We start from the raw sequence: 13,970 nt of genomic DNA on the forward strand, positions 1-13,970 counted from the left end.
GAGGCGTACTGGGTGGCGCAGGAGCCCAGGCCGTTGAGCCCCAGGGAGAACTCGTAGTTGTCCCCGCCCCCGTTGTCGTACTTGCCGCCGGCGTACAGCTCGCAGAACACCAGCTCCCAGTTGTACCGCTGCTCCTTTTCGTTCCAGTCCACCGGGCAGCCCCGGCCGGCGTCCTCCACCTCCACGCTGTGGTCGGCGTACCGGGTGACCGTGATGGACGTGCCGTGGCCCTCCCGGGCCTCGTCGATGGAGTTGGAGAGAATCTCAAATACCGCGTGCTCGCAGCCGTCCAGGCCGTCGGAGCCGAAGATGACGCCGGGCCGCTTCCGGACCCGGTCCGCGCCCTTGAGGGACGAAATGCTCTCATTGCCGTAATCCTGCTTCTTTACTGCCATATATCCTCCAAAAAAGGGCGTTCTCGCCCTGAAAATACCGATCTACCGTACTATATCACAGTTTTTTTATAAGTTCAAGTATTCCCGGGCCGGAGGCCGCTTTTCCCGCCTTTTCCCGGTGGAGATCACGTTTTTTCGTGAAAATGTTGCTGTGCAGCTCTTTTCATAACAGAGTTGTCACCCGGCAAAATGCCTGCCGCCATTGGGTTTTGCACATTATCCACAGTTTTTTCCACACTGTTATGTCAACCCTGTAATCCCCGAAAAAATCCACAGCTCCCTATGCGCTCAGCATCCCCTTCGGGGAGGCCGGGCCGGTCTCCGCCGGCGGCGTCCCAGCAGCAGACCCGCCGCCCCCGCGAAGAGGGCCAGGTCCGCCAGATTATAGACGTACCGCCCCAGGGGCCCGGGGGCCTTGGGGAAGCGGAGGTAGTCGTACACCCGGCCATACCGCAGCCGCTCCCACAGGTTGGCAAGGCCGCCTCCCAGGACCAGTCCCGCCGCCGCGGGGCTTTTTCCACGCCGGCGAATCACCGCCGCCAGGGCCCCTGCCGAGAGCGCCAGCAGCGTCCGCCGCCCAATGGGCAGGCCAAAGGCCGCGCCCTGATTCCAAAGTTCCGTCAGACGGACCCGGCCGCCCCAGCGGGAGGTCTCCCGGCGGCTGGTGCGGCAGAGATACCACCGGGCCGCCGTACAGGCGGACAGCACGGCGGCGGCAGTACAAACAGCAGTCAACATGGCTTCTCCTCTTTCTCCCCGGCTCTCTGGGCCCGCTCCATGGCGGAGCGCACCGCGCCGGTCCTGGTCTTTTGATTGTTCCTTCCCAGAGCGGCGGCAATCTGCCCCTGGACACGCTCCATCTCCTCGTGGAAACCCGAGGCGGACAGCCGCAGGGCCCCGTGGCCCAGGATAATGAGCTGCTCCGGCCCATCAGAGGTGGCAACCCTCACCCGGTGCTTCCGCCCAATCTCGTAGGTGGCCCGCTCGATATAGGCGTCCGCCGTTTCCGCCTCTTTGGTGTAGACCACGTGGATATTGTGGTACTTCTCCACAGACCCCAGGCCCCCTTTGACCTTGTAAGCGTCAAAGACCACGATGATCCGGCACTTCTGATAGCCCTGGTAGTTGCAGAGGAGGTCGCACAGCTGCTTCCGGGCGGCGTCCAGATTGTCCCAGGCGATGCTCTTCAGCTCATCCCAGGCGAAAATGATGTTGTAGCCGTCCACCAGCAGATACTCCGGCCCCTGGTCCCGCTCCGGAACGGACCGCCGCTCCCCCTGCTCCGCCGCCGGGGCCCGCCTGGGCTCCTTGGGCGGAAGGAAGGCCCGCCGTTTCACCGGGCCGTAGGTCCGCTCAAAGATGGCCTGAAGCTCCCGGTCCTGTTCCACGGTCCCGGCGTAGCCGGACGCCTGCCGGGCGCGGGGGACTTCCTCCGTCCGCTCCTCCGGCAAACCGAACCGGAGGCCGCTGTCCAGGTGGGCGTGGGCGGGCACCTCGCTCCACGGCACCGTGTACCCGCCGCCGTGGGCGCAGAAGACGGAGTCCGGCGTGTTCTCCACATCCCGCTCCGGGTCGTAGTCCATGGCGGCGATCACCGCCTCCGCCCCGGCGCAGGGGCGAAAGCCCCCGGCAGTACACAGCAGCCGCCCCTGTCCCCGGGTGTAGGCCGCCACCTCTCTTGCGTAATCCCGCATGGCCGCCACCGGGGCGGCCCCGGTGAGGATTGCCTCCTCCCCCGCCGTCTCCGGCGGGTCCGTCTCCCCGTTCATCCGCTGGATGTCGCTGATGGCCCGTCCCACCTGGGGGGCGGGCAGCTCCAGTCGGAAATCATACCAGGGCTCCAGCAGCACGCTCTCCGCCTGCATCAGCCCCTGGCGCACCGCCCGGTAGGTGGCCTGGCGGAAATCACCGCCCTCCGTGTGCTTTTCGTGGGCCCGGCCTGTGAGGAGCGTGATCTTCATGTCCGTGATGGGAGAGCCAGTGAGCACGCCCAGGTGCTCCCTCTCCGCCAGGTGGGTCAGAATCAGCCGCTGCCAGTTCAGGTCCAGCACATCTGTGGGGCAGGCGGAGGCGAAAACCAGCCCGCTGCCTGGGGCTCCGGGCTCCAGCAGCAAATGGACCTCCGCATAATGCCGCAGGGGCTCGAAGTGGCCGATGCCCACCACCGGGGCGGCGATGGTCTCCCGGTAGCGGATGGACCCGGCCCCAAAGGAGACCGTCATTCCGAACCGATCCTCCAGCATCCGCTGTAGGATCTCCAGCTGTACCTCGCCCATCAGCTGAATGTGGATCTCCCGCAGGCCCTCGTTCCAGACGATGTGGAGCTGGGGGTCCTCCTCTTCCAGCTGGCGGAGCCTGTCCAGGGCCGTGTGGGGATCGGCGCCGTCCTCCAGGATCACCTGATAGGTCAAAACCGGCTCCAGCACCGGGCCGGTCCAGGCGGTCTCAAAGCCCAGGCCGTCCCCGGGGCGGGTGCGGCTCAGGCCTGTGACCGCCGCCACGGTGCCTGCCGGGGCCTCCTCCACCGGGCGGAACTTCGCCCCGGAGTATATCCGAAGCTGGTCCGCCTTCTCCGCCCATTCCTCCGGCAGGCCGGAACGGCGGTTGGCCAGCATATCCTTCACCCGCAGCGTGCCGCCGGTGACCTTCAAATAGGTGAGCCTTGCGCCCTGGCTGTCCCGGGCAATTTTGAAGACCCGGGCACCGAACTCCGGCGGGTATGCCGGCACCGGGGCGTACCGCTCCAGCCCTGCCAGAAATTCCTCCACGCCCTCCAGCTTCAAGGCGGAGCCGAAGAAACAGGGGAACAGTTTCCTTGACGCGATCATAGCTGTTAAATCCCCATCCGCCAGCGCACCGGCTTCAAGATACCGCTCCAGGGCGGCCTCGTCGCAAACGGCGGCCTCCTCGGCCAAGACCTCCGGCGGTGCGCCGAAGTCCGCACACCCGCTGTCCAGCTTTTCTTTCAGCTCCGCCAGCAGCGCGGTACGGTCCGCCCCGGAGAGGTCCATTTTATTGACAAACAGGAATACCGGAATCTCATACTTCCCCAGCAGCCGCCACAGCGTTCGGGTGTGGGCCTGAACGCCGTCCGCGCCGCTGATGACCAGAATGGCGCAGTCCAGCACCCGCAACACCCGCTCCGCCTCGGCGGAGAAGTCCACGTGGCCCGGAGTGTCCAGCAGGGTGATCTCCACGGTCTCCAGCGGCAGCACCGCCTGCTTGGAGAAGATCGTGATCCCCCGCTGGCGCTCCATGGCGTCCGTATCCAGAAAGGCGTCCCCGTGGTCCACCCGGCCCAAACGGCGAATAGCGCCGCTCCGGTAGAGCAGGGCCTCGGACAGCGTGGTCTTGCCCGCGTCCACATGGGCCAATATACCGACGACCAGCTTTCTCATACCGGCCCTCCTCCTTTGTAAAATGAAGTATAATCGATTTATTATACTATTGATTCCCATGGGGCGCAAGCGGAAAAGCAAAACGGGAAGTGTCCAACCGGGAATTTTATCATCTGCGATTTTGGTTTTGCAACTGCCGCTTTGCAGGGGCGGGGACAGAGCCCCGCCCCTGCATAAAATCTGCGAAGAGGAAACTCCCAGCAGAGCACGGCTGTTCAGGAAGAATGCCGCCGGCCATAACTCCGCCGGTTTTGGGGAAAGCGAGTTGAACAGGATACGCGCCCATGCTACCGTCAGACCGGAGTTGGAGCATGGCAGAATCCCAATGGCGGAAGATGCGGTGGCTTTTCAAAAGCAATATCCAATTGTCCTGCCGGACAAGTACATCCAGCTTCTCTTACACTTTGGCGGCGGCAATTCCACTTCATTGAGCGCTTATCCATAATGGATAAGCGGCGTTTAGCGGCAAAACCCTGAAAATGGAGAGCAAAACCGGAAAAACTGCCGAGAATTTCTGCCAATTGCACAGTGGAAATAGGGCGGAGTTTGTGGTATGGTTGAATACGGTAATATTGGAAAAGAGGTCTTGCTCCATGGTCAAGCTCATCGCCAGCGACATCGACGGCACCCTGCTCTCCTATGGGGAGACAGTCCTGCCTCCCGCCCTCTTCAGCCTGATCCGCCGCCTGCGCTCCGCCGGGGTGCTGTTCTGCCCGGCCTCCGGGCGGCAGTACCACTCCCTGCGGCAGCTGTTCGCCCCTGTGGCGGACGAGGTGTGCTTCCTCTGCGAGAACGGCGCCGTGGTCTTCGGCCCCGGCACGGAGGAGACGGCCCCCGTCCTCTCCAAGACCCCCATGCCCCGGGAGGAGGCCCTGACCCTGATCCGGGACATTCACGCTCTGCCGGAGTCCTATGCCCTGATCTCCGGCCAGAATATCTCCTATCTCTGGCGCTGGCCGGAAAAGCTGGTCCGGGACTTCCGGGGCTGGACCGGCAATCAGGTCCGGACCATAGACCGGCTCCAGGACATCGGGGAGGACATCATCAAGATTGCCGCCTGCTGTCCCAGCCCCGCCGCGGCGGCAAAGGCCCTGGGCCCGCAGTGGGAAAGCCGGTTCCACATGGCAGAGGCCGGTCCCATCTGGCTGGACTTCACCCTCTCTGACAAGGGCACGGGCCTGCGGGGGCTGTGCCGGTCCCTGGGCGCGGAAACAGCAGATGTCATGGCCTTCGGCGACAACTGGAACGACGTGCCCATGCTGGAGGCCGCCGGGGTCCCCTGGCTGATGGCCTCTGCCGCCCCCGCCCTCCGGGAGCGTTTTCCCCGGCAGTGCGCCAGCGTGGTCACTGTGCTGGAGGAACTTCTCTCGGAGTTGGGCGCGTGAGGCTGGAATGAATTTCCAGCCTCCGTTTGTAAAATTGCGGAATTTATGGTATGATGAATTTTATAAACAAACGAGAAAAGGAAGTCTGAACCACCGTGGATTCTTTCAAGAGCAAGCTGACGGAAAACAGCTATTTCCGCCAGGAGGAGCTGACCTTCGCCGACTGTGACCGGAACAAAAACGCCCGGATCTCCGCCCTGCTGCGCAAGGCGGCCAACTACGCCGGCTACGACTACGACGCCCGGGGACTGACCCACGAGAAGCTGCTGGAGATGCGGGAGGCGTTTCTCCTCTCCCGCCTGGCGGTGAAGATCCGCCGCTGCCCCAGGGCCCGGGAGGTGCTGGACATCACCACCTGGGAAAACGGTGTCAAGGGGGCCCATATGCAGCGGGTGTACGAGATGGCGGACCAGGAGGGGCGGCTGTGCGTCTCCATCCGCAGCGACTGGATTCTGGTGGACCCGGTGACACGGAAAATTCTGCGCCCCGGCTCCTTCACCGCAAAACCCCTGACGGTCTGCCCCAAGGAGATCGACTGCCCGGAACCCCGGAAGATTGTCCTGCCCCGGGAGGGTGCGGAGGAACTGGGCGTGCGGCGCATCCGCTGGTCCGACCTGGACGGCAACGGCCACGTATACAGCGCCAACTACGGGGACATCGTGTGGGACTGCCTGCCGGAAGACCTCCAGGAGCGCATTCCCCGGGAATTCTACATCAATTACAGCAAAGAGGCCACCCTGGGAGAGGATCTGCGGCTCCTGGGCCTGCGCGGGGGAGAGACCTACCGCGTGGAGGGCCTGGGCCCCGAGGGGGCCTGCTTTACGGCTCTTTGCGTGTTTTAACCCATATAAAAAAGAGGAGCGGCCCGGCAGAACCGGGCCGCCCTTTTGAGCGTCATGCAAATTTCGGCACCCACACGCCTCCGGACTGCAGGGGCAGCTCCAGGGAGGGGCCCTCCAGGTAGCGGACCTGCTCCGGCCGCCACAGGGCCAGGAATTCCTCCACGCCGCCCACATTGGGCAGGCCATAGGGTGCGTGGCGGTAGTGCATGGGGACGATCCACCTGGGGGCCAGGGCCTCGCAGACCCGCTTCGCCCCGGCGGCGTCCACGGTGTAGGTGCCGCCCACGGGAACCATCACCAGATCCACAGGGCCGATGGCCTCAATCTGCTCCGGGGAGAGCTGGTGTCCCAGGTCCCCCAGGTGGGCCGCGGACACACCGCCGGCGGAGAAGACCCGAATGGTGTTCTCCCCCCGTACCGCGCCGCCCTGATCGTCGTGGAATGCGGGGACCTCCCGGACAGCGAAGGGGCTCTCCCGGGCTGGCAGCCGCTCCACCCGGTCCGCAGCGTTGTGGTCGAAGTGCTGGTGGCTGCAAAAGACCTGGTGCGCGGCGGCACACAGGGGCGGGTAGCCCTCCACGCCGGTGTAGGGGTCCAGCAGAATGGTATAGCCCTCCTGCTCCAGCAAAAAGCAGGCATGGCCCAGCCAGGTGAGCTTCATGGCAAGTCCTCCTTGTAAATCAATTGAGAGAGGCGGGTACTCCGCCTCTCTCAATTTTATCAGGTTTTCGGAGAATTGTCATCCGCTTTTTTCTGCCCGGACACGGTGAAGCCACGCTTCCGCCGCCGCAGAACGGCAGTCACGGCGGCGACGATCACCGCCAGCGCCAGCAGCCACATCCAGATATACGCCAGGCCCACCGCCAGGTTCTCCATGCCGGCGGCAAAGGCCGCCCAGCCGGCGGTGAAGGCGGAGCCCATCCGGGCGCCGAAGCTGTTTGGGGCCTCCTCCACGTCGGAGAGCTTGTAGACCTCCTGGAGATTGACGCTGACGGTGGCGTAGTCCACCAAGGCGTCGTAATGGCGCAGTGTGCCGGAGAGGCTCTCGATCTGGTACTCCGTCTCGGAAATGGCGGACTCGATGGTGATAATGTCCTCCATGGCCTCCGCCCGGCTGAGGAGCTCCTGGAGCCGCTCCAGCTTGATCTGCTGGGTTTTCAGCCGGCCCGCCGTGTCGTAGTAGGCCTCCGTCACGTTCTCCGCGCTCTCGGAGCGCCAGGTCAGGTTGCACAGCGCCCCGGCCCGGGAGAGAAACTCGTCATAATTCTTCGCGGGAACGCGAACGGTGTAGTCCGCCCAGCGGTAGCCGCTGCCGCCGGTACGCAGGGAGCTGTTCTCATAGTAGCCCCCCATCTCCTTCGTCAGGCGGCCCAGGCCCTCCACGGCCTCGTCAAAGGCGGTGGTCTCCATCTCCAGATTGGCGGTGCGGATCATCTTGGCGTCCCGCAGGACGTCCTCCTCCGCCCCGCCCACGGGGGCGGACTCCGCTGTAAAACCGTACTCCGACGCCTGCGGCTCCTCCATGTCTGCGGGGGGGGCGTCCGCCAAAGCGGCGGAACCTCCGCCGGCATAGCTGTTGCTCACGTCGCTGCCGCCGCCGCAGGCGGCCAGCAGGGCCAGGATCACCGCCAGGGACAAGAGAACTGCTCCAATGCGCTTTTTCATGCTGTGGACCTCCTTCAACTTCTTCTCTCCGCTCTTCCCAACGAAGCTCTTACCTATATAGACGGAAACAAATCCAAAAAGTTCCGGAATTCCGGGAACTTTCTCATGATAGATTCCTCCAGCTCCCCGCTAACTGAGAATCTCCCCCAGCGCCTGGAGCAGATACCGGTTGTTCTCATGGGTCGATACCGCGATCCGGTGGTACAGGCTGTCCAAAGAGTAAAACTCCGAGCAGTCCCTGACTTTGATGCCATACCGCTTCAACTTATCGGCAAGCAGAGGGAAGGCGCAATGAAAGAGCAGAAAATTAGTCCTTGAGGGATAGACCTTTAACGGAAGCCCTGCCAGCCCGGTCATCAGAAACTCCCGCTCCTCCACGACCAGCCGATACGTCGACGGCAGATACTCCTCGCTTTTCAGCGCCCCGATCCCCGCCGCCTGGGCAGGCCCGGACACGCCGTAGCTCTGTCCGTGGCGGGCAATCGCCCGCAGCATTTCCGGATCTCCGCACACGCAAAAGCCCAGGCGGAATCCCGCCAGAGCGTATATCTTGGTAAACGCGTCAATGACAATCAGATTGCCGTACTCCTCCACAAGCGCCTTTGCCGAGCAGCTTCTCCACTCTGGCACAAATTCCATAAAGCACTCATCCGCCACCACCGTAACACGTCTCTCCCTGGCCCTGTCCAATATTTTCCGTAGTATTGGCAGAGGACACATGGCGCCTGTGGGGTTGTTGGGATTGCAGAGAAATACCATATCCAATCCGCCGGTGATGAGGTCCGGCAAATCCTCTGGAAACGCGAAACCGCGCGCCTCCGGCAAAACACCGTGGACAATCTGACAAGAAACCGTCCGCAGCGCCCTTTCATACTCCTCAAAGGCCGGCTCTATAATCAGAGCTCTCCGAGGCTGAAACGCACAGACAATACGGTAAAGCAGATCGTCAGCGCCGTTCCCGAAGAAAAAACGCTCTTTCGGAAGCAGATATTTGCCGGACAAAAGCGTCCCCAGGGCTCCGCAGGACGGGTCCGGGTAATTTCTGCACTGCTCCAGGCTGGCTGCCACATGCGGAATGACCCCCTCCGGCAGCCCCAGCGGATTGATGTTCACCGAAAAATCATACGTATACTTTTCCATCGGGTTCTCCTTCATCCGTTCCGTCATCTCCCGGGCTTTCGATTTCATTATACCGCCGGAACACCCGCTATTCAATTCTTTTTATGGCGGCGGTGTTTTTTACAGATCCTTTTCCCGCGGCGCTTGCCTTTTTCCCAAAAAGACGGTAAAATGGACCCATCAATTTCCGCTTTGGAGGGAGAACCACTATGACCTATCAGGAAGTCCTGGCGGCCAGCCGCACCTGCATGGGGCCCTACTGTAAATCCTGCCCCGTCTGCAACGGCCTGGCCTGCAAAAACACCATGCCCGGTCCCGGGGCCAAGGGCCTGGGCACCGGCGCCATCCGCAACTACCAGAAGTGGCAGGAGCTTTGCGTCAACATGGACACCATCTGCGAAAACGCGCCCGTGGACACCAGCTGTGAGCTGTTCGGGCGCAGGCTGACCCTGCCCGTGTTCGCGGCCCCCGTGGGGGCGGTGACCCTGCACTACGGCGACAAGTACAACGACCTGGAGTACAATGAGATTCTGGTCCCCGCCTGCGCGGCGGCGGGCATTGCCGCCTTCACCGGCGACGGGCAGAACCACGACGTCATGCGCGCCGCGGCGGAGGTGCTGGCAAAGAGCGGCGGCTGCGGCGTACCCACCGTCAAGCCCTGGAACATGGAGCTGGTGAAAGAGAAGCTGGAGCTTGTGAAGGCGGCGAACCCCATTGCCGTCGCCATGGACATCGACGCGGCGGGCCTGCCCTTCCTGCAGAACATGGAGCCCCCCGCCGGCCGGAAGACCGTGGAGGAGCTGCGGCAGATCGCCGCCTGGGCGGAGCGGCCCTTCATCCTCAAGGGCATTATGACCGTAGCCGGGGCGAAAAAAGCGTTGGAGGCCGGAGCCAGCGCCATCGTGGTGTCCAACCACGGCGGCCGGGTGCTGGACCAGTGCCCCGCCACCGCCGAGGTCCTGCCCGCCATTGCGGACGCCGTCGGCGGCAGGATGACCGTCCTGGTGGACGGCGGCATCCGCTCCGGCATGGATGTGTTCAAGGCCCTGGCCCTGGGAGCCGACGGCGTGCTGATCTGCCGCCCCTTCGTGAACATGGTCTACGGCGGCGGCGCGGAGGGTGTAAAGCTCTATGTGGACAAGCTCCGCGCGGAGCTGGCGGACGCCATGTCCATGTGCGGGGCCCGCAAGCTGGCGGACATCAACCGCTCCATGCTCTTTGGTTATTGAGGATCATACATCAAAAAGAAGGGGGAGGCCGGCGCCTCCCCCTTCTTTTTGATGTCTCAGACCAGGCGGACAATCTGCGCCCCCAGGCCCGCCGCGTCCGCTTCGTCGTGGGTCACCAGCAGGACGGGCCGCCGTCCCCTGCGGTGGAGGATACAGTTCCAAGCCCGCTGCCGCGTCTCGCCGTCCAATCCGGCAAAGGGCTCGTCCAGGGCCAAGGCGTCGCTCCGCGCCAGCAGGGCCCGGGCCAGAGCCAGCCGCCGCCGCATGCCGCCTGAAAACGCCCGGACGGGTTTGCCGTTCACATCTCCAAGACCCAGCTCCGCCAGCATGGCGGCGGCCTGGACGCTATCGTAGTCCCGCCCCAGGATGAACCGCAGATTCCCGGCGGCGTCCAGCTGCTCCAGCAGCCGGTCCTCCTGGAAGACCGCCGCCCAGCGGCAGTTCTCCAGGCCGGACACCGTGCCGCTGTCCGCCGCCTCCAGGCCCAGCAGAATCCGCAGCAGGGTGGTCTTCCCCCCGCCGGAGGGAGCCATGACGCAGGTGACGCCGTCCCCTGCGGTAAAGGTCACATCCCGCAGCACCGGTACGCCGCTGTAGGACTTGCAGAGGTTCTGCACCCGTATCTCCATCACACCGCCGCCTTTCCCGCAATGGCGTCCGCCAGCTTCAAAAAGAGCCGCTCAAAGAGTATGGACACCGCCACAATGGCGGCGGTCCAGGCGAAGAGGTCCGCCGTCTGAAAGTAGATTTTGGCGGTGTACAGCCGCTCGCCCATGGAGCCCCTGGGCAGGCCGATGACCTCCGCCGCGATACCCGCCTTCCAGCAGAGGCCCAGCCCCAGCGAGGCGGCGGAGCGGAAGTAGGGCAGCACCTGGGGGAGGTAGATCCCCCGCAGCCGCCGGACAAGGGGCACACGAAACACACGGGCCATCTCCAGCAGCTTCCCGTCCGTCTGCCGGATTCCCTCCAGCAGGTTCAGGTACACTGTGGGAAACACCATCAAAAAGGCGATGAACACCGGCAGGCAGCCGCCGTCCAGCCACACCAGGGCCAGGATGATGAAGGAGGCCACCGGCGTGGCCTTCACCGCCGCCACCGGGGGCGCAAGCAGCTCCTCCGCCAGGGGATACCGGGCCGCCAGAGCCGCCAGCCCCGCCGCCGCCAGGCAGGAGAGCAGAAATCCCCCCAGGATCCGGCAGGCGGACCAGCCCACGGCGTTCCAGAAGGCGGCGGTAACCGCCAGAGCCGCCAGCCGCCGGAAAGACGCGAGGGGCGAGGCCAGCAGCAGCTCTCCGTGGGGGTAGGCCGCCGCCAGGGCCATGGCCCCCAGCTGCCACACCGCCAGCCAAAAAACCACAGCCCGCAGACGGAGGCCGTCTTTACGCGCCATAGAAGAAGTCGTCCCGGGGCAGCTCTCCGCCCACGGCCTCCGGGGCAGCCGCAGAGAGGACCTGGAGATAGCCGGAGAGCTTCTCATACATCTCCTGTCCCGTGAGGCAGACGATATTGCAGTGGGGCAGGGCCTGTTCCGCAATGGCAGCGCTCTCGATGATGCCGTACGCCGCGATCAGCTCCGCGGCCTCGGCGGGGTTGGCGTTGACCCAGTCCACGCTCTGGGCGTAGTATTGGAGGAAGCACTTCACGGTCTCCGGGTGCTCCTCCACGAACGCCCGCCGGGCCACCGCCACGCCGGTGATCATGGCGGAGCCGTTGTCCAGGGCATCCCACTCCGCCGTCAGGTCCAGAGCCACCCGGAGGTGTTCCAGCTTATTCTGGGCCGCAGTGACAAAGGGCTGTGGCAGCATGGCGACCGTCGCCGCGCCGGAGGCCAGGGCCGCCACGCACTCGCTGTGCTCACTCTTCCAGTCGATGGTCACATCCCTGTCCGGGTCGATGCCGTTTTCGCTGAGGAGATACCGCAGGCCGTACTCCGGCGTGGAGCCCTTGCCGGCGGAGACGATGGTCTTGCCCGCAAGATCTGCCACGGACTGGATCTCATCCCCGTTTTCCACAATATAGAGCACGCCCAAGGTGTTGACGGCAAGACACACGACGCCGCCCTCCGTCTTGTTGTAGAGCACGGAAGCCAGGTTGGCCGGGACGCAGGCCACGTCCAGATCCCCTTTGATGAGGGCGGGGGTCACCTCGTCGGCGGAGCCCGCCAGCGTGAACGTCCAGTGCTCGCCAATGCCGGGCATGGACATCAGATGGACCAGACCCATGGCGGTGGGGCCCTTCAGGGTGGCGAACCGGGTCTGGACGGCTTCCGGGGGGAGCTCCGCCGGAGGATCGGAGGGAACCAGCCCCTGCGCATCGCTCTCCGGGGCTGTGGAGGCCGTATCCGGAATGTCCGGCTTCCGGCCGCAGGCGGCCAGGGACAAAAGGAGCAGGACAGTCAGGGACAAGGACAAAATTCTTGGATACAGTTTCATGATGAATTCCTCTTTTTCTTATTTTTGCCGAGGCCGCGCCCCGGCGCCTCGCCGGAAGAAACGCCGCCGCTCCATTTCCGGCTTCGCCGAAAATGGAGCTTAGAGCCGTTCCCAGAAATCATGAAAAAAGGAAGCGGGGACGGGGAATGCAGAGCAAGGCGGAGGACGCCGGCAGGCTGACGCCCCCCAGGGACGGCAACGCGGTCATGCGGTTCCCGGACCGCTGACCTTTTCTCAGTATTTTGGGGAACTGTTCCAAGCGGCAAAGCCGCCAAGGTCTGCGCAGCCGCTGGGCTTGCGCGGGGACCCGAAAAGGGCGGGCGAAACCTTTTTTTGCAGCGCCGCCTCCGCGCGTACACCGTCTTGGGGTCACGCCGGGGAGCCGCCCCAGCCTGCCGGAGAGCGCCGAGACCACATCTGCCGGCGCGTCCATAGCCACGCTGATGATGTTGACTCTCTTTGTGTGATAGGGTACGCCCATCCGGCCAATGATATGCTTTCCATACTGGTGCAGCAGATCGTTCAGCGCCGTCACCCCCCGCGCCCTCCTGTACGATCACCGCCACTACGGCCACGCGTGTCTCCACTTGCCTTCCTCCTTCCGCGGAACATAAAAACATCCCCTCCGCCGTCTGGCGGGGTGTGATAGGGAAGTATTTTAGTTTGAGGAGAAACGGTGTAACGGTAAGGGTTACGCCGCTTTCAACTTTGCCAGGGATACGGGGAGCATACCTACGAAATTGTAAACAATATCAATCTTCTGTGTCCGTTTTCCGCTGGATTTGTCCGGGGCGTGTACCTCAATACGCTCGATGAACTCATTCACCAGGGCTGGGGTAAGTATATCAATATTGTTGTACTTCTTCACCAGAGCGATAAACTGCGCCATATTCACGGCTTGAGTCTGCTCCTTATCCGGTTCAATGCAGCCATAGGGAACCTGGGTACATAGCCGTTGACCGCTGTTGCCCTTATTGGTGAAAACTGCCCGTATCTTCTTTGATGTGTCACAGGGATAGAACCCGTTGAAAAGTTCCCGAACCGCTACCATATCGTCAAGGCCCTTGGCGCTGTCTATGCCATCCGTCACAGCGATATAACGCACGTTGTAATCTTCTGTGAATCGCTCCATCAGAGCACCTACAATAAGGCGGTTTCGGCCTGGCCTGGAATGGTCCTTGACGATAATGGTTTTTACTCGGCCCTGTTCTACAAGGTCCATCATTTCTGTAAAGCCCGGACGCCCAAAATTGGTCCCGGTAAACCATCGTCCGAAAAGAAGAACACGTTGCTTAGACCCTGTTCCTTGCAGTATTTCAGTAAAAATTACGCTGAGATGTATTGTGTAAAAGGTGGTTTCACCAGACCACTACATTACATTGACTGAGGTTCATTTGTGGCAAAATGGCACAGGCTGGGGAGGCGGTGATCGACCAGCAGAAGGGAACCGAAGCGGGAGCGTCCGGGGATGACCTGGGCGCTCCGTTCTCTTTATAGGCCCTCTG

The 13,970-nt window shown here is 63.1% G+C and carries 13 protein-coding genes and 1 pseudogene; 3 read left to right on the forward strand and 11 right to left on the reverse strand.

Going from position 1 to position 13,970, the window contains the following annotated elements:
• The 3 genes and pseudogenes from QZ326_RS06765 to QZ326_RS06775 all read right to left on the reverse strand — a co-directional run.
• Window positions 1-395 (reverse strand): annotated as a pseudogene (locus QZ326_RS06765) (ATP-binding protein); the annotation flags it as partial.
• 288 nt (window positions 396-683) lie between these two features.
• Window positions 684-1,133 carry a signal peptidase II gene (locus QZ326_RS06770; RefSeq protein ID WP_295742988.1) on the reverse strand — a complete coding sequence of 150 codons (450 nt, stop codon included), beginning with the start codon at window positions 1,131-1,133 and terminating at the stop codon, window positions 684-686.
• Window positions 1,127-3,793: a translation factor GTPase family protein gene (locus QZ326_RS06775; RefSeq protein WP_295742990.1), complete on the reverse strand. Its 2,667-nt coding sequence runs from the start codon at window positions 3,791-3,793 to the stop codon at window positions 1,127-1,129. Before QZ326_RS06775 ends, QZ326_RS06770 begins: the two co-directional genes overlap by 7 nt.
• 593 nt (window positions 3,794-4,386) lie before the next feature.
• On the opposite strand from QZ326_RS06775, the gene QZ326_RS06780 reads away from it, so the two are divergent.
• Complete coding sequence (locus QZ326_RS06780; protein WP_295742993.1) at window positions 4,387-5,178, forward strand: HAD family hydrolase; 792 nt, start codon at window positions 4,387-4,389, stop codon at window positions 5,176-5,178.
• A 95-nt stretch (window positions 5,179-5,273) separates the two neighbouring features.
• Entirely contained in the window at window positions 5,274-6,020 is a 747-nt protein-coding gene (locus QZ326_RS06785) for an acyl-[acyl-carrier-protein] thioesterase (protein ID WP_295742995.1), read from the forward strand.
• Window positions 6,021-6,072: 52 nt separating this feature from the next.
• Here the strand turns inward: QZ326_RS06785 and QZ326_RS06790 are convergent, their stop codons facing one another.
• The 3 genes from QZ326_RS06790 to QZ326_RS06800 form a co-directional block, all read right to left on the reverse strand.
• Window positions 6,073-6,681 (reverse strand): MBL fold metallo-hydrolase, encoded by a 609-nt coding sequence (locus QZ326_RS06790; RefSeq protein WP_295742997.1) that lies wholly within the window; start codon window positions 6,679-6,681, stop codon window positions 6,073-6,075.
• 59 nt (window positions 6,682-6,740) lie between these two features.
• Window positions 6,741-7,685 carry a DUF4349 domain-containing protein gene (locus tag QZ326_RS06795; RefSeq protein ID WP_295743000.1) on the reverse strand — a complete coding sequence of 315 codons (945 nt, stop codon included), beginning with the start codon at window positions 7,683-7,685 and terminating at the stop codon, window positions 6,741-6,743.
• Window positions 7,686-7,814: 129 nt separating this feature from the next.
• A complete protein-coding gene (locus tag QZ326_RS06800; protein WP_295743002.1) occupies window positions 7,815-8,825 on the reverse strand; it encodes a histidinol-phosphate transaminase in 1,011 nt (336 codons plus the stop codon).
• Window positions 8,826-9,013: 188 nt separating this feature from the next.
• On the opposite strand from QZ326_RS06800, the gene QZ326_RS06805 reads away from it, so the two are divergent.
• Complete coding sequence (locus QZ326_RS06805; protein ID WP_295743004.1) at window positions 9,014-10,033, forward strand: alpha-hydroxy-acid oxidizing protein; 1,020 nt, start codon at window positions 9,014-9,016, stop codon at window positions 10,031-10,033.
• 56 nt (window positions 10,034-10,089) lie between these two features.
• Here the strand turns inward: QZ326_RS06805 and QZ326_RS06810 are convergent, their stop codons facing one another.
• From QZ326_RS06810 to QZ326_RS06830, 5 genes are all read right to left on the reverse strand, one after another.
• Window positions 10,090-10,662 (reverse strand): ATP-binding cassette domain-containing protein, encoded by a 573-nt coding sequence (locus tag QZ326_RS06810; RefSeq protein ID WP_295743007.1) that lies wholly within the window; start codon window positions 10,660-10,662, stop codon window positions 10,090-10,092.
• Window positions 10,662-11,423 carry an ABC transporter permease gene (locus QZ326_RS06815; RefSeq protein WP_295743009.1) on the reverse strand — a complete coding sequence of 254 codons (762 nt, stop codon included), beginning with the start codon at window positions 11,421-11,423 and terminating at the stop codon, window positions 10,662-10,664. Before QZ326_RS06815 ends, QZ326_RS06810 begins: the two co-directional genes overlap by 1 nt.
• Window positions 11,413-12,465, reverse strand: coding sequence for an ABC transporter substrate-binding protein (locus QZ326_RS06820; RefSeq protein WP_295743012.1), 1,053 nt, complete (start codon window positions 12,463-12,465; stop codon window positions 11,413-11,415). The genes QZ326_RS06815 and QZ326_RS06820 overlap by 11 nt, the downstream gene beginning before the upstream one ends.
• Window positions 12,466-12,583: 118 nt before the next feature.
• A complete protein-coding gene (locus QZ326_RS13420) occupies window positions 12,584-12,946 on the reverse strand; it encodes a hypothetical protein (RefSeq protein WP_365328622.1) in 363 nt (120 codons plus the stop codon).
• A 210-nt stretch (window positions 12,947-13,156) separates the two neighbouring features.
• Window positions 13,157-13,690, reverse strand: a complete 534-nt coding sequence (locus QZ326_RS06830) for a DUF4368 domain-containing protein (protein WP_295743015.1) — start codon at window positions 13,688-13,690, stop codon at window positions 13,157-13,159.
• Window positions 13,691-13,970 lie beyond the last annotated feature (280 nt).

This window comes from uncultured Oscillibacter sp. (genome assembly GCF_910587525.1).
Classification (GTDB): Bacteria; Bacillota; Clostridia; order Oscillospirales; family Oscillospiraceae; genus Oscillibacter.

Bases quoted from the DNA above. Each gene is read 5' to 3' on its own strand.
- QZ326_RS06815 (WP_295743009.1), bottom strand. From the start codon at position 11,423: ATGGCGCGTAAAGACGGCCTCCGTCTGCGGGCTGTGGTTTTTTGGCTG.
- QZ326_RS06800 (WP_295743002.1), bottom strand. From the start codon at position 8,825: ATGGAAAAGTATACGTATGATTTTTCGGTGAACATCAATCCGCTGGGG.
- QZ326_RS06790 (WP_295742997.1), bottom strand. From the start codon at position 6,681: ATGAAGCTCACCTGGCTGGGCCATGCCTGCTTTTTGCTGGAGCAGGAG.
- QZ326_RS06830 (WP_295743015.1), bottom strand. From the start codon at position 13,690: ATGATGGACCTTGTAGAACAGGGCCGAGTAAAAACCATTATCGTCAAG.
- QZ326_RS06810 (WP_295743007.1), bottom strand. From the start codon at position 10,662: ATGGAGATACGGGTGCAGAACCTCTGCAAGTCCTACAGCGGCGTACCG.
- QZ326_RS06820 (WP_295743012.1), bottom strand. From the start codon at position 12,465: ATGAAACTGTATCCAAGAATTTTGTCCTTGTCCCTGACTGTCCTGCTC.
- QZ326_RS13420 (WP_365328622.1), bottom strand. From the start codon at position 12,946: ATGGGCGTACCCTATCACACAAAGAGAGTCAACATCATCAGCGTGGCT.
- QZ326_RS06805 (WP_295743004.1), top strand. From the start codon at position 9,014: ATGACCTATCAGGAAGTCCTGGCGGCCAGCCGCACCTGCATGGGGCCC.
- QZ326_RS06775 (WP_295742990.1), bottom strand. From the start codon at position 3,793: ATGAGAAAGCTGGTCGTCGGTATATTGGCCCATGTGGACGCGGGCAAG.
- QZ326_RS06780 (WP_295742993.1), top strand. From the start codon at position 4,387: ATGGTCAAGCTCATCGCCAGCGACATCGACGGCACCCTGCTCTCCTAT.
- QZ326_RS06795 (WP_295743000.1), bottom strand. From the start codon at position 7,685: ATGAAAAAGCGCATTGGAGCAGTTCTCTTGTCCCTGGCGGTGATCCTG.
- QZ326_RS06770 (WP_295742988.1), bottom strand. From the start codon at position 1,133: ATGTTGACTGCTGTTTGTACTGCCGCCGCCGTGCTGTCCGCCTGTACG.